This is a genomic window from Sphingobacterium sp. Mn56C (assembly GCF_049319645.1).
GTDB lineage: Bacteria > Bacteroidota > Bacteroidia > Sphingobacteriales > Sphingobacteriaceae > Sphingobacterium.
Genome location: NZ_JBMOUC010000003.1, coordinates 153,166 through 169,750 on the forward strand (window position 1 = coordinate 153,166; position 16,585 = coordinate 169,750).

Annotated in this window: 7 protein-coding genes; all 7 read right to left on the reverse strand. The window is 38.0% G+C overall.

All coding sequences use genetic code 11. The features are described from left to right. Window positions 1-50 precede the first annotated feature (50 nt). On the reverse strand, window positions 51-1,385 hold the full coding sequence (locus ACL9RF_RS10325) for a RagB/SusD family nutrient uptake outer membrane protein (RefSeq protein ID WP_422800548.1): 1,335 nt from the start codon (window positions 1,383-1,385) through the stop codon (window positions 51-53). 20 nt (window positions 1,386-1,405) lie between these two features. Next, entirely contained in the window at window positions 1,406-4,744 is a 3,339-nt protein-coding gene (locus tag ACL9RF_RS10330; RefSeq protein WP_422800549.1) for a SusC/RagA family TonB-linked outer membrane protein, read from the reverse strand. Between the two features lie 22 nt (window positions 4,745-4,766). Further along, complete coding sequence (locus ACL9RF_RS10335) at window positions 4,767-7,388, reverse strand: zinc-dependent metalloprotease (protein ID WP_422800550.1); 2,622 nt, start codon at window positions 7,386-7,388, stop codon at window positions 4,767-4,769. Window positions 7,389-7,524: 136 nt separating this feature from the next. Then, window positions 7,525-9,024, reverse strand: coding sequence for a sensor histidine kinase (locus ACL9RF_RS10340; protein ID WP_422800551.1), 1,500 nt, complete (start codon window positions 9,022-9,024; stop codon window positions 7,525-7,527). A gap of 96 nt (window positions 9,025-9,120) precedes the next feature. Beyond that, window positions 9,121-10,623 (reverse strand): RagB/SusD family nutrient uptake outer membrane protein, encoded by a 1,503-nt coding sequence (locus ACL9RF_RS10345; RefSeq protein ID WP_422800552.1) that lies wholly within the window; start codon window positions 10,621-10,623, stop codon window positions 9,121-9,123. Window positions 10,624-10,642: 19 nt separating this feature from the next. Next, window positions 10,643-13,822 (reverse strand): SusC/RagA family TonB-linked outer membrane protein, encoded by a 3,180-nt coding sequence (locus ACL9RF_RS10350; RefSeq protein ID WP_422800553.1) that lies wholly within the window; start codon window positions 13,820-13,822, stop codon window positions 10,643-10,645. A gap of 1,274 nt (window positions 13,823-15,096) precedes the next feature. Next, complete coding sequence (locus tag ACL9RF_RS10355; protein WP_422800554.1) at window positions 15,097-16,581, reverse strand: RagB/SusD family nutrient uptake outer membrane protein; 1,485 nt, start codon at window positions 16,579-16,581, stop codon at window positions 15,097-15,099. Between the last annotated feature and the right edge of the window lie 4 nt (window positions 16,582-16,585).

Consider the following 16,585-nt stretch of genomic DNA (forward strand, 5'->3'; position numbering starts at 1 on the left):
TCTACAAAGAGATGGGGACGGGATATAAAAAAAGGAACTATACTATTCTTTTAATTTGTAGCATTTAAATCCGGATTATTTTCCAATGCAGCCTTTGGAAAACGGATTACATAACGCGGGTCGTTTTGCTGTAAAACAAAGTCTTTATCGAAAAATCTATGCGTAATAGTTGGCCTTGTCGTACGTTTAAGATCGTACCAGGTTAACCCCTCCAATGCCAATTCACGCTTACGCTCTGCCAGAATTACATTCAATAGTTGTGCATTATCCAAACCTGCATAAGCTGCAGATTGTGTTTGGAAGTATGCTGGCGTTAACCGGTTTTTTAATAAGGCATTTAACTTCGCTAAGGCCTGATCTTTATGCCCAAGACGGCTATAAGCTTCCGCTTCCATTAAATACAAGTCACCGTTACGGAAGGAAACGTTATAGCGGTTATCCCCTCCTTTTAAGCTCACATAATCACCACCTTTTTTCTGGAAGTACTTTGCGAAACGTAAATCGTTTACCTTATCGTAGCTGTTTAATAAGTTTTGTGAGATAAACGTAGATGTCGTTGTAACAGGCAAAGCTACCTTATCCAACGAAAGAATCATTTCTTTAGACTGGAAATCGCTAGGCATAAAGGCATCCGCCTGGTTTAAATCCTCGAGATTTGAATTGATTGCCAAAGCCTTATCCGCGGCATCCAAAGATTTCTGCCATTCCGAACGGTATAAAAATACACGCGCCTGGAAAGCATATAACGCACGCTTACTAAACCTATATTTCACCTTGCTATCTTGGTCCTGCACCTGCATCAAACGATCTGCCTGATCGATATCAGCAAAAATCTGCTTGTAAACCTCCTCAATGGTTACCGGAATAAAACGCTGTTCCAAGTCGATTTTTGTCGACAAGGCAATCCCACGTTGCGCAGCATTTGCAGGCGTATACGTCTCGGCATACATATTCAACAACTCAAAATGCGCGTAAGCACGCATTAAATAGGCCTCCGCTTTCAACTGATTCACATCACCGTTGCTGGCTAATTTTTTATCGATCGTTTCTAAGACCTGATTGGCATAGAAAATACTCTTGTAAAACGTGATATAAGGATACGCAAATGTAGCCGGATCCGGATTAAGATCATTCCAAAGGAAAATATCCTTTAAAGACGACATATCCGTGGAATACTCGTCCAGCTGCAGTTCGTCGGTACGCAAGTTCAAATACGATTTATGCGCCGGAAACCCCAGGTAGCCGCTGGTCAACAAACCCCGAAAATCATCGGCAGTCTCTGGCACCACAGTACCTACAGGTTTAATATCTAGGTATTTGTTGCAGGAAACCAATGCTGTTCCGGAAACAAATAGTAGACTCATATATAAAAATATCTTTTTCATGTTGTGCTTAACTTAAGAAATTAAAACCTCGCTGATAAACCCAAAGCAAACGACTTAGAAATAGGCTGTGCATAGTAACTACCATAGGTTTCGGGATCGAAGAAACCTTTGAAACTCGAACCGAACACAAATGGATTACGCGCTTCCACACTGACGCGCAAATTTGAAGTACCTATTTTCTTGCCAACAGCTGCCGGCAGCGTGTAACCTAAGCGCATACTGGTAATACGTACATAACTAATTTTCTTTGCCCAGATATCGTACATTTCGTATGATTTTGCAGGGTCATTATCCATCAACCAGCTGTAAGCCATCCAGCGATCATTTAACTCGCTATTTTTACTACCTAAAGCCATAAAAGGGCTGCCTGCTGTACCCACCTGCAATAACGCACTAGACTGGTTAATACCACGGTCTACATTACTTGGGTTATAGAATGGCGTAGCCTTTGTCCATTTATCTAAGTTAAAAGATGCCGAAATGGCGAAATCAAAATTACTATACCGGAATCTATTGGTGATACCACCGATAAACTTAGGATCCAAACTACCCTTATAGGTAAATTTATTCTGATAAGACGTTGTCGTTAAATCTGTTCCGATAGTATAACCCGGGAAGAAATCTGCCCATGGATCAAACAGACCAAAGTAGTCTTCAAATTTTACCGGCTGACCATCTTTTCCTTTAAACTGCATAACGCCATCTTTATCCAAACCTGCTGTCTCCAACACATAAAGACCATTCAAGGCATTCCCTTCACGTTGATTTACAGTATAAGCCGATGGATTGTTTTTCACGCGTAACAGTTTGTTGTTATTGTGGGCAATATTAAAGTCTGTAGACCAGGAGAACTTGTCGGTCGTAATATTACGGCTCGAAATTGTTAACTCCACCCCTTGGTTACGAACCGATGCCCAGTTACGCTGCACGTTTTCGAAACCCGTTTCTAAAGGCAACTGGTTATAGCCAATTATATCCAAACTCTCTCTGTTGTAATAGTCTAGCGTAACATTCAATCGATTATTCCACAAACCTAAGTCAATACCCGCATTCCAGTTTCTGGTCTTCTCCCAACGCAACTTATCGTTAGCAGGCGCTTCTACCACAACCGAACCTTCGTTATTTCCTGGCGTAATGGTTCCTGTTCCATATTTTCCGATAATAAACGGATAAGTATTACGGTCCACATTTCCTTGTATACCGTAAGATGCACGCACCCTTAAATTAGAGATAGCGGAAATATTTTTAATAAACTCCTCATCCGAAGCATTCCATGATCCCGAAATAGACCAGATTGGTAAGAACCTATATTTAGGGTCGACACCGAACATATTAGAACCGTCATAACGAATACTACCGTAAACATTATACTTTCTGTTGTAAGTATAACCCGCATTGGCATAAAATGACGCATACGAAGTCTCGCCAATTGATTTGCGATACGCTTTATAGTTTTCGTTATTTAAATAATTGCTGTTCGGGAAAACAATATTCTGCGATGTCAAAGTAATGGGATCGAAGCCAAAACCACGGGTTGTAATTATAGTATTGTTGGTATGGCGTAACTCGGTACCAGCCATAAGCTCCAACTCATGTTTATCGGCTAACGTTTTTCTAAACTGCGCAAAACTCTTCCAATTATATTGGAAGCTACTATTACTCGTATTTTCTATCGTTCCACCATCAGGCAAGAAATACTTATATTGCTTGCTAACACTATCATAATAGCGTGTTGAAGCTCTAAATTTACGCGTATTATACGACTCTTTATCGGCAAAACGCTCGGTAGCGACCTCCTCAAACTGTAAGCCCAACTCAGAACGGATAGATAAAGAAGGAATAATCTGATACTCCAAATACGTAATAGCCTTTAAACTTTTGTTGTTCAACTTGTACTTGGTATTATTGCGTTCCTCAAAAGCATTAAAAGGAATATAGGTATCTTTCTCAAAACCCTCAATATCCGGATCGTAAATATAGTTACCATTTGCATCCTTCGGTTGCAGGTAAGGGTTTGCCGTACGCGCATAGTACGTAGGGTTTGTAAACGCATCTCTATCGGTAATCGGGTTTGTTCTACTGGTTGTAGACCCCATTAAATTCAATCCCCCCTTTACATTACGGCTTATCCGGAAGTCGTTGTTAAACGTCAAGGCATAACGGCGCATTCCTACGCCCTCTGTAGCTCCTTTTTCATCGTAGAAACCTCCAGAAATATAGTACCGGTTAGCTTCAGTACCCCCCGATACAGAGGCCGAATACTGCTGGTTTAGCACATTACGGAACATAACATCCCCCCAATTGGTTTGGTTATTACGCAGTGCATTAATAGCGTCCTGTGTGGCTGGTGAAAGGGCAGAAAAACCACCCGAGCGGTATTTCTCCAATTCATTTGATGCATTTAACAGCCGTGCAACAGCACCACCATTCGGGCGGTAATCTAGATTTGCACGCCCCGCCATACCCAGTTCAAAATCAACCTTCTCGTTGGCGTTCATCAAATTCAAACGGCCAAAGTCAGGTTTCTGCGTTACAAAGCTATTCAAGGAAACCTGCACCGATGCCGGCCCAACTTTACCTCTTTTTGTCGTCACAACGATAACACCATTTGCCGCTCGAGCACCATAGATTGAAGTTGCCGCAGCATCTTTCAATACGGTGATATCCTGAATATCATCCGGGTTAATACCCGCAATCGGTAAGTTTGTTAAATTATTGATATTATCTTTATCAAAACTGTTTGGCAATGTAGTCCCTTCAATCGGTAGCCCATCGATTACCCATAACGGATCCTGCGTACCGTTTAAAGATACGGTACCACGAATACGGATCTGCGGCGCACTGTTGGGGCCACCATTTAAATTCGACAACTGCAAACCTGCAACCTGCCCTTCTAACATCTGGTCGATACCCGACACACCCACCTGCTGAATCTGATCTGCATTGATTTTGGTATATGCCGTTGTATTTTTACGTTTTTTGATATCCGTATACCCTGTAACAATAACCTCTTCTAGAGCCCCATCATTCGGTTGCAATAGAATTTTTTTTGTGGTAATATCTACAGGAACTTTTGTTTTTTCGTAACCTAAAAAAGAGAGCGTTACAAATTTAATGTCCGACGGTAGTTTCAAAAGAAACTTTCCGTTAACATCCGTCACCGTGCCTAAGGCCGACTGTTGGATTTGTCCAGGAATAGTGGTATTCTCCGAAACAGTAGAAGCTTCTACGACAATGGTAGCACCAGCGATAGGCTTCTTCGTTTGGGCATCAAGCACTTGACCATCCCATTTAATCCATTCCTGCCCCTGTGCAAGCTGAACACAGGCCAGAAATAAAACGATTAGATATTTATTCATATATAAGGAAATAGGTAAATTACTATTTTTTAATTTCCAATGTATTTGCAATACGCAAGATCAAGTCTTCATAATGCGCTTTTGTTGCGGCATCTCCCGAATTACGTGCAGTTTTTAACAAGTCATAAATTGCCAAGAGCTCGGTACGTTTGTTCATCAGCATATCAGAAGTACGGCTCATACCAGAGACATGCACATTGCGCAGGTTGTCGTCTTTATGGTCTACCGCATGCACAGGACAGATATCCGGACGAACGGCAGCCAAGAAACGGTCGACATCTGTAAGTTTTTTGTTAATCAGTTTCTCCATAGTTTTATTAGTAGAAACCATCAACACATCCACATAGTTTTGCTGCAACATACGAACGTTAAGGTCTAAGCGCTGTTTACGGATGGTCTCTGCAAAAACTTCCTTACGGATATCCTGCAAAAACTCCTCTGCACTCCAAGCTTTTTCTTTTCCAAAAAGCTGCTCCATTTCTGTCATGCGCAACAAACGCTCGTCCTTAACTAAATTATACAATAAACTATACTGAAATTCTCTTTTTAAATTATACGGGGCATACTCAAAAGGGCCGATAGGACTTTCGCGCAGAGGAAAGCTCTTTGCCATTAAGCTTTTATCAAACAACCAATCCGGAAAATTAAAGATCTGCTCTTTAACATACTCCAGCGCATCCTTTTGCTTCTGACGTGGTACCGGTGCGTAAGCATCTTTTTGATCACCCAACACAGGGTTTTCCAAATATATACCACCAATATTATTGATGACATGGTCGGCATACGTATACCATTGCCCAATAACGCCCATATACAACTTTCCAGCGTTAATATAATCTTCGCCAGGTTTTGTAGTCCATTGAATAATATAAGGCATGGTACGTTTTAAGTTCTTGATACCGTAACGACCGGCCAACATCGCATCGTCGCCCAAGTCTTCCGACTGCGACCTTGGGTCTACAATATTTTTGCTGCTCTGCTGCTCACCGTACCAGTAGAAAGGATCGTGCTGATGTTTTTCTATCGCTGCACGTAAGGCCGGTAATTCTTCCCAAGGCGACTTCACATCATACCAGCGGTATGCCCAAGCAATAGCATATTTATCGTACAAACCAATAACTGGAGTAATTACTTTCACCCCATCCTCGGGCTGTGCAACATAGTTAAAGCGCGCATAATCCATAATAGATGTTGCCGTTCCTCCCATTTTTGACGTGAAAGATGGCGAACGTAAGGAATCTACCGGGAAGCTAAATGAGCTACCCATATTATGCATTAACCCTAAGGTGTGACCAATCTCATGCGAGGACACAAAACGAATAGCGTGTGCCATTTTTTCGTCCGAAAACGTATTTCCACGTACTGTAGTATCGATGATACCCGTTTGAATGCGCATCCAGCTATTTAATATAGTCATTACATTGTGCCACCAGATAACATCAGCCTCCAAAATCTCACCCGAGCGCGGGTCTACCACAGAGGGCCCCATGGCGTTGGCTTGCGACGAAGCTGCGTATACGATTGAAGACACATTCGCATCGTCCATATCCAATACCGTATCCTGAGGCATTTCTTTGGCAATAATAGCATTTTTAAAACCAGCCTGCTCAAAAGCGACCTGCCAATCGTGTACACCGGCAATAATTTCCTGGCGCCATTGTTTCGGTGTTGCGGGGTCCAGATAAAAAACAATAGGTTTTTTAGGCTCCACCAACTCCCCATTCAAATAACGCGCCTTATCCTCGTCTTTAGGCTCTAAGCGCCACCGCGTTACGAGGTTACGTTTTTCAACCTCCTGCTGTTTATCGGAAAAATAAAGCCTTGGTGTCGTAAAATAACCAATACGCGGATCGCCAAATCTTGGCATCATCGCTTTTTCAGGCAACGCGTAGATATTTGTTGTTACACGAATAGAAACCGGAACAGACGACTGCCCTTCGGTAACTTTTGTGGTAAGAACAGATCTTACGACGATATTATTCTCAAAAGATTTTATGGTTTCAATAGCTGACAACGCTGTTTTCGCCGATGTCCCCAAGCCTAAGCTGGTAAATACATCGCTAAAGCTTTTTTCGGTGCCATCAAATACTTTGTTGACTTTAATAACGACCGACGAAGAGTCTTTACTAAAGTTTTCGATTTTAAAAGATTCGATAAAAGAAGGTGTATAGTTGTCTTTTACCGAGCTTTGGATAGCTGTTTCTTTGGCCACATCAATACGCGGGTCAATTTCACTTACCCAAACTTCTTTTCTATTTTTGTTTACCGAGAAACGGATTACCTTATTTTCAAAGTTCATCCCTTTATTGACGCCTGCATCATTAATGGCCATTGGCACAGAAGACACTTTTTGTATCAGCAAAAAGTCTTTACCCATTTGTGTCAATGGGATATCAAAATAAAAGTTCCCTTCTTTTTCGATAACCTGAAAAAGGCCACTGTCAATTTTGGCATCTTTAATAAGTTTACCATAAGCTTCAGCAGAAGTGTCCTTCTTCTTTGCTGTAGTATCAGCCGCCGCAGCGGTAGTTGGAGATTTGGTTTTGCGCCATGGCAACCAAATTTGACAGGAACTTAATAGGGCAGCGGAAAATAAACAAATAAATGTAAACCTTGCCACCCCATTGAGGCGTTTGTTTTTCATCAAGATAATGTAAGGTCAAATGAATCAATAACATGAAGATGAAAAGAAAAAAACAATATATAAATTGAAAAACCGTGAACACGTAGTTTTATGGAGTGAACACGCCATTAAAGAAGAAGAAGTTTTTCTGCAATTTTTACAGGAGGGGTAGGTAAACCGTAAAGTTAACACCATCGTTATCTATCCGAAAGCCTTCTACGTTATAATACTGATATACAGCCTGTAAAAAAGCAATACCATAGCCACCATTAAGGTCTTCCTTGTTAAACTGACGCTTGCGGATAGTGTTATGTATACGCAGCGCGCCGCCCTCCTGTTGAATAAAAACCTGTAGTGGGTATTCGGCCGAAACTTCGTTATGCTTTATCGCATTTTCAATCAATATCTGAATGCTCAAACGTGGAATTTTTTTCTGCAGTGCCTCCGTATCCATAGCGATAGATAGAGGCTTCAATACATCACCAAAGCGCACATTCTGTAAATAATAATACTCCTGTGCCAGTTCGAGCTCTATAGAGACCATAGAAAGCCCCTTATCATCGGTATGCAAGATCTTGCGATATACCCGTACCAGCTTATTGACAAAGGTACGTGCAGGCACGTTTTCCTTACGTATAAGCTGCTGCAAGGACCCCAAAGAGTTGAATAAAAAATGAGGGTTCATCTGCTCCCGAAGTTTTTCAAACTGCATCAGAGCACGCTCCCGTTCGTATTGAACATTATCGAGCTCGACTTTACGAAGCCGCTCCCGATCGCGATACAATAAATTGATAAACAATACACTTATACCGATAAAGAGAATTCCAAAAACAATGATAATCTGCAATACCTCACCGAAATCATTAGCGTTTAAAAAAACCGGAATGGAAATTAAGATTTTGGTGGGCCCAAGGTAATCATTCACATCCAGCGAATTTACCATCACATCCAATTCCAAGTAAGGTGAAATTGCAATGGTATCGCTTACCGCTGTTAACTTATCAAGTTCGGCCTTATTTTGAAGGCCTACATAATCAAAACTTGGATGCATTAAACATATTCCATCTGGAGAATACACGGAAAAATAAGCCCTCCCACCCATAGCTGCATTCCAAAAATATTCGTTCAGTTTATGCAAATCAATAAACCAATACACCTCTCCGCTACCTAGCGGGAAATGGCGTATCACAAAAAACCTTCCATCAATTTTATGGAATTGCGCTTCCTCCTTAAAATTTGTATTTACAGTAGATATACGATCTTCGTCGACACTAAATCCTTTTTTAAAAACGTTATTATGGCGATCTCTAAAAACATATGCTGCCAACATATTATTAAAGCCAGTATCTGGCGTAATAATTTTATCCATGGTAAGTCGTTCATCAACAACCAACAACTGATTTAACATCAGCACATGCTGATACAGCAAATTAAATTCTTTTTTTACAACAAGCCCGTTTTCTTTAGCGGTTTCTTTTAACATCCGTTTATTTAACTGGTTAAGCTTGAGGGATACCTCCTGAAATCCAAAACCCGCAATAACCGCAACCATCACAATACCCAGCAGGTAAATGAAAAATCGTTTTTTAGACTTCTTTAAAAGGGCTAATGTTGTCCGCATATCAGCAAATATAAACGATGCCTTGCTTATTTCCATAAAACTAAATTTATAAAACCACAACAAAAAAAGTGGCTACCTATATAAGATAGCCACTTCTACTAAGTATGATTTTATAAACCTAACTTAAGCTAATTAATCATTTTGTTCAATCAAATTGTTAGCATCCATTTCTGCTCTAGGAAACAGAAACTGCCATCTCATATCACCAGCTGGAACCTCCATCAAATTGTTCACAGAATTACTTGAGAAATTCGGTGCCAATGTTCGATCCAAAGGTTGATTTAAACGTTTTAAATCTAAAAACCTAAAACCCTCACCCCATAGCTCAATACGTCTATTAAACCAGATTTCCTCCATTAAAGCCACACCAGTATTCGTTGATTTTGTGGCCTTAAGGTCACGAACTTTAACCAATTCAAATAAGGCATCCTGTGCGAGCCCCGACTGTCCGGAACCAGCATATCCTTCTGCAAGAATCAGATACATTTCCGAAAGACGCATCAAAGGCACATCTCCTAACGCCCCTCCTGGAGCTTTAATAGAGAATTTTCTAGACATATAGTCTTGACGAGCAAAACTCGCCGATGGCAAAGGAAAGTTTTCTACTGTTGGTTTTGGCTCCCACATACTTCTTCTAATATCTGTAGCCGAAATTTTATTATATAACGCCGAATTAATTCGTTTTGGATTTCCACGCTGAAATGCTGTATTTGCATTATAGGCAATTTGCGCAAAATAGGAACCAAAAGCATCCCCCTGATCTTGGGTTGGCATGGAAGCCCACATAAACTCAGATAATACAGAAGCGTCATTAAAACCTTTTAAATAATTCTCCTGATTCATTAAAGTAAAGACTTTGGAATCAATAACTTTTTTAGCATATACAATTGCATTAGGATAATCCTGCATTGTTAAAGCTACACGAGCACGTAAACCCCAAATAACTTGATTATTTATCTGAGATTTATTAACTCTACTAGAAATATTAAATTGTTCTGCATCAGTTAAATCTTTGATAATAGAAGCATAAACTTCAGATACCGTAGCACGTTCTAATTTAACATCTTTAGAATTCAATACCAGAGGCACACCCAATTGACTATTAACCCCTAAGGTAGCGTCATATCGTTTTGCGTACAATTGAATCAGATTAGCATAGCCATATGCTCTTAGGGCTAAAGCTTGGGCTTTAATTGTATTTTTTTGAGCATCAGTAGCATTAATACTATCGACATTCTCTAAAATGAAAATAGCATCACCAATAATTTTATAAAAAGTTCTATACGTATAAAATGTTACTGTGCTATTATCCATTCTATGTCCTACCCAAGTTCCCTCTCCAGTATTGGTAAACCAAGTAGAGCCAAGCGTACCTAAATCTTCACCCATAAAATCCATACTCAGCATAATCCCCCCAACTCCTGGGCGGTTTTGTTGATTTGAACTCACTAGATCTGTACGCTCAAACATAAATCTATATATACCATTCAATGCTGTATTAGCATTTTCAATGGAACTAAATATTTCATCCTTACTGACTTTGTCCGTCGGAGAAGTTTCCAAGTAATTTTTGCCACAACTTGAAAATAACAAAGCTAAAGAGGCAGCAGATACTGCTAATATATTTTTTTTCATAATAATAATATCTATAAGCTTAAAATGCCACATTTAAACCAAAACTGAAAATACGTGTTGGTAAATACGACGTACTATTTGTACCATCAAAACCTTCCGTTGGGTTTAAGCCCTTACGTTTTGTAAATAATGCTAAGTTCTCTCCAGTAAATGATAATCTTGCTGAAGAAAGGTCAATTTTTTTCGTCCAAGCATTAGGTAACTTATAAGAAAGGTTAAAATTACGGATACTGAAATACGAAGCATCAATTAACCATCTCGTAGAGGCTGCATTGATATTTGAACTGTTTGCAATATCTAAACGAGGAATACTACTATTTTTATTCTCTGTAGTCCAAGCATTTAAAGCATCAGTATGATAAGATTTTCCATAACTGCTTGTTGACATTAACCCTGCATATTGACTATCATAAATTTTACCCCCCACTTGGTAAGTCAATAAGAAGGAGAATGTAAAATCCTTATAAGAAAATGAATTAATGATCGATCCTGAAAAATCTGGAATTGCAGATCCAGAATAAGCAAAACCTGCTTTATTTTGATCTTTTACATAGTTAACACCATCTATATTCACTAAATCACTATTTGTTGCTTCAGCTGAAGGCATGTATAAGGAAGCGCCATCACTAGGGTCGACACCTTTAAATTGTCTTAACCAAAAACTGTAATAATCACGGCCAACCTCTCTACGTTTTGTACCAGAAGTAACCACAGGAGTTTCAACTGGCATTTTTGTGATTTTGTTTTTAAAGGTCGAGAAGTTTTTAGTTACAGTCCAAGTAAAATCTGCATTGCGGATAATATCACCAGAAAGTGAGATCTCTAACCCCCGATTATACATGGAACCTACGTTTTGGAATATCGAAGTAACAGGGGAAGAAACAGGTTGTGGTACAGACATTAATAACTGGTCAGAACCACGTTTATAATATTCAATTTCCCCACGCAATCTATTTTGGAACAAAGCGAAATTTACGCCTACGTTAAATGTATTAGAAGTTTCCCAAGTTAAGTTAGGGTTTGGAAGACTATTCAAAATAGTTCCCGGTAAATTTCCATTATTATAACCTAAATTATATAAAGATTGGTAGGCATAATAAATACGGTTACCATCAGAATTTAAAAGGTTATTATTTCCCACTTGCCCATAGGAAGCCTTCAAACGTAAATCAGAAATCCATGTTTGATCTTTTAGAAAATCTTCTTTGGAAATAGCCCAAGCACCACCGGCAGAGAAGAATGTACCCCAACGATTATCTGAAATAAAAATAGAAGAACCATCGCGACGAATAGAACCATCTAAAAAGTATTTTTGGTTATAATTGTACGAAACTTTTCCAAAATAAGATTCCATACGGTTTACATTTTTGTAACCACCTGTTGATAAAGGAGTAACAAAATTATCAGGTTCTGTAATACCAGAAGTTACCTGTCCTGTTTTGGATGCAGACCTTCTTGTAAAAGAATAATCATAATTCTCATGTCCTAAAATTACATTAATGTTATGTGCATCAAAGGACTTTTTATAACTCAATACCTGATTAAAAGTATAAGAACGGGTAATATCATTTTCCCAAGATACTAAACCATCATAAGAAACACCATCACCTACAATATTATTAAAGTTGTAATCAAAGTTTCTATTAGCTAAATCAATACTAAACGATGGTGTAAAGGTAAAATCCTTTAAGAATTTCACTTCAGCAAAAGCTCTACCTCCTAACATGGTACGTTGATTTAACCGATTGTTTAAAATTGTCTCATAAACAACATTACGACCATTACTCGCGCCAGCAGGTCTAATTTTCGCACCTGGGTGCATGCCATAATCATAATATTGTTCACCTGTTAAAGGGTTAATAACAGGAGCACCTGTAGTTAAGTCGTAAGCATGAACTGGATAAATAGGTCCTAAACCCCTAATAAAATTAAAAGGATTGGAAAAAGATGCAGCATCTCCACTCGAAGCATCAACAGCCATTGTACCTTGGGAGTTAGCTCCAGATACATTTACACCTGTTTTCAACCAACTTTTTACCTGGCTATTCAAATTAATACGGCCGTTGAATCTTTTAAAATCGGAGTTCAACAAATATCCCTGATCATTTAAATACCCCACAGATGCGAAGAAATCATTGTGTTCAGAACTACCAGAGAAACTAGTATTTACATCTGTACGTTTACCAACGCGTTGAATTGCCTTATACCAATCAAAATCATCAAATTTTAGTCTTGCATCGGGATTCATTTTCCCATTTTCATCCAAAATTTCATTATTGGCAACGTTGAATGGATTATACACTAAAGCTCCAGATATTTCTTTAAGTGCCTTTGTTATTGCATCAGCTTCACTTATTGCCTTTTTTGGATCCAAAGGAAACATATAAGAATTTTTCATTGCTTGAAATACAGTAGGATAATAATCAAACGTACCTACCCTATCGTATTCTTTAATACCACGCTCAGAAAAACCTTGTGTAATGGAAGCAGTTAATTTTGCAGGACCACGACCTTTTTTCGTAGTAATCATAATAACACCGTTACCAGCACGTGAACCATATAATGCGGCAGATGTTGCGTCTTTTAATACAGAGATGCTTTCAATATCAGTAGCATTAATATCACCAATATTACCATCAAAAACAGCCCCATCTACAACATATAGAGGACTACTAGAAGCCCCCATAGAACCGATACCGCGTAAACGTACGGTGGCACCAGATCCTGGCTGTCCATTTCCTGAGGAAACTGAGATACCAGGCGCCATACCTGCAAGTGCATTCGACACATTCGTAACCGTACGTTTATCTAAGTCTTCGGCCCCCATTGTGGCCATAGATCCAGTAACTTCCGATTTTTTTGCCGTACCATAAGCGACAACGACAACCTCATCCAATTGACTGTCTTCTTCAATTAATTGCACATTAATACTTGTTTGTGCAGCTACTGAAATACGCTGAGCCGTATAGCCAATATAAGAAAAATTAAGAATAGCACCATTACCAACCGAAATGGAATAGTTACCAGCGCGATCTGTTTGTACGGAAGTAGGTGAACCTACTACGGTAACAGAAGCCCCCGCAATTGGTGTACCATCCGAAGAGGAGGTAACCTTTCCACTAACTTGGCGGCTTTGTGCAAACGCATGCCCAATCAGGCAGGTTAATACAAATAGTACAATAAGTAGTTTTTGTTTCATTTGTTGTTTAGTTTAATAAATTTTATTTATCATAATTTAACAATAACAGGTTTATATTGTTAAAATTTGTTAAAGACAGCAAATATATATCACTAAAGTTGTTTTTGCAAGTATTTTAAAACAAAAGCCAATTTTTTGAAATGAATTGAATATAAATCAAGCTTTATTGTCAATTATCAAGGTTTATTGCAGTTTAACAGCAGCTGTTTTATATCCTATTTTGGCATACATTTGGACAAATAATTACATATACAATAAGTGTTAAACCATGAAATATAAAGTAAAATGTAGCGCTATTAAGAAAATATTCATAGGAAGAATGACTGAAAATAACACAAAAAAAGAAGCCCCAATATAGATTGCCTTCAAATTCATCCCTCCCTTCCTCCAAGGTTTTATCTAATGATTTAAATTTAAACGGTAAGAATAACGTTTAAAATCAGGATCAACTTGAGAATTCCCTTTGGTATTCAAGTAGCCTAATGAGGTTAAATAAATTGTTTTACCAGAAGACATCCTGACAAACATGGATGGCCTGAACTTGGGTCGTCTTAATATTCCCAATTTTTATTTTAAATAAATAAATAAATAAATAAATATCTCCTAAGAGGATTTTTTAAGTAAACCCTATTTATTTAAACCGTATTTAATTATAATAACCATTCAGCTTCATGAACAGGATTAAAAACAGGTAAAACACAAAAAAATACTTACAAAATAAAAAAGAGAGTTTTTCTGATTATCAATATATTTGATGCTATAATCAGTTGAGTCTTTACCCAAGAAACGTTGGTTTGCTTCCGGTAAGAAGTATTTTTTTCAACCGACCAATGCACTGCATCACATACCCAATCAGGATAATCATTTTGCTTAAAATGTTGATTTTTAAGATGCGAATATAGAAGATCATATTGCTAACACCTATCTACCTATATAAATTTTAAAAAAAACTAAAACATTTAATTCACATCTATTCCGTACTTTAAAAAGAAAACCTTACTTAATTTTTCTTTATTGTTTATAATATCTCCCTATAAAAATAAGTTACTAACAAACGTTTACTTAAATACAAGGTTATATTTTTCTTAAAAATTATTTGTAAGATTGAGCAACTCGAAACAAAAATTCATATTAAAGATTATAATATTAAAATATTCCAGCGATAAAAGACACCTTAAAAACGGCACCTATTTAAATAAAAGGCTGTAAACGATACAAAAAAAAGAGGCCGTCAAAAAATGACAGCCTCTTTTAAAACTCACGATTAAATTAGCCTACCAACCTTGATTTTGAACTAATTTATCATTTAAAATAATCTCGTACGATGGAATACCCCAAACAAATTTATTATCCGTAGCCGGAACAGATTTATCATAAAAACCATCCTGTCCAGTCTGTAAAATATCCAAATCTTGTGGATCTCTTCTTGTCATACCAAGTTTCCATCTTTTCAAATCATCCAAGCGGAAACCTTCAAAAGCTAATTCTCTTAAACGCTCATCTTTAACAGCATTTAACAAATTTTCCCCTGTTAAACCAGTTAAGGCATCTAAACCTCTAGCTACCCGCAATTCATTCAATCGACTTAAAGAAGTAGCCGCATCCGTTTTAGCTGTTGCTTCTGCAACGATCAAATACAATTCAGCTACACGGAACACTTTAGGCTTATTATAATTATCTGCTGCACTAGTATTTAAACTTGGGTTACCAGGAAATTTATTGTTTATAAACACCGTACGTTTTAAACCACCACGATCAAGTGTTACTTCTTTAAAATAAGCGGCTTTCCTATAATCCTTATCTTCATATGCATCAATAACCCATTTAGAAGGAATAAAAAGCGATCTATACGTTTTCTCATCAGCATTATAACCGAAATACAAATCGTTACTATTAGGTCTTTCGTTGGCTGCAGAAGTAGCAAATAACTGCATAATTGTTTCTTGAACCTCATCCTTTGCCCAAATAGATGCAACACCTTGAGCAGTATTGAACAGTTTATAGGTATTTTTTGCAATTACCTGTTCAGCTGCAGTTTTAGCGCCAACTAAATCTCCCATATATAATTTTACTCTTGCTTCTAAGGCCAATGCCGCATCAATAGTAAATTTAATAGATCCCGGAGTACCAGACACCTGAGCAAGTCCTTTCTTTGCTTCAACAATATCTGATAAAATAAATTCGTACGTTTGTTTTAATGTCGCACGGGCAGGTTTTTCATTTACATCAAATTTTGTTACCAATGGAACACCCAAATCCTTATCGGCCGTTGCTGGGTCATATGCTTTACAATATCTCAACGCTAGTTGAGAATAGTAATAAGCCCTAGTCAAATAAGCTTCGCTTAAGTATTGATTTAACTTTGTCTTTTCAGTCTCATTTGCAACAGGAACAGCTGGAAATTTCTCAATTGAAATATTTACATTTTTTAATGCAGCGTAGTAACCAAGCCAAATATCCCGAACTTCATAACTATCTGAATTAAAATCTTGCCCCCATCTATGTACAGCACCACTCACATTACCAAACTCGCGCGTTGCATTCAGTAAATCTGTTTGCACATCCGAAACTTGCGTATACGTACCATAAATTCTACCTCTTAATTGCGCATAAAAATTATTTGTCCATTTCTCCGCATCAGATAATTTTTCAAATGAATTAGACCTTTCAATACTATCTTCAGGAAATTTATCTAGATTACAAGACTGAATTGTTGTGCTCAAAAACAGGCCCGCTATTATGTATTTAAATATTTTCATCTTT

Bases quoted from the DNA above. Each gene is read 5' to 3' on its own strand.
- ACL9RF_RS10325 (WP_422800548.1), bottom strand. From the start codon at position 1,385: ATGAAAAAGATATTTTTATATATGAGTCTACTATTTGTTTCCGGAACA.
- ACL9RF_RS10330 (WP_422800549.1), bottom strand. From the start codon at position 4,744: ATGAATAAATATCTAATCGTTTTATTTCTGGCCTGTGTTCAGCTTGCA.
- ACL9RF_RS10335 (WP_422800550.1), bottom strand. From the start codon at position 7,388: ATGAAAAACAAACGCCTCAATGGGGTGGCAAGGTTTACATTTATTTGT.
- ACL9RF_RS10340 (WP_422800551.1), bottom strand. From the start codon at position 9,024: ATGGAAATAAGCAAGGCATCGTTTATATTTGCTGATATGCGGACAACA.
- ACL9RF_RS10345 (WP_422800552.1), bottom strand. From the start codon at position 10,623: ATGAAAAAAAATATATTAGCAGTATCTGCTGCCTCTTTAGCTTTGTTA.
- ACL9RF_RS10350 (WP_422800553.1), bottom strand. From the start codon at position 13,822: ATGAAACAAAAACTACTTATTGTACTATTTGTATTAACCTGCCTGATT.
- ACL9RF_RS10355 (WP_422800554.1), bottom strand. From the start codon at position 16,581: ATGAAAATATTTAAATACATAATAGCGGGCCTGTTTTTGAGCACAACA.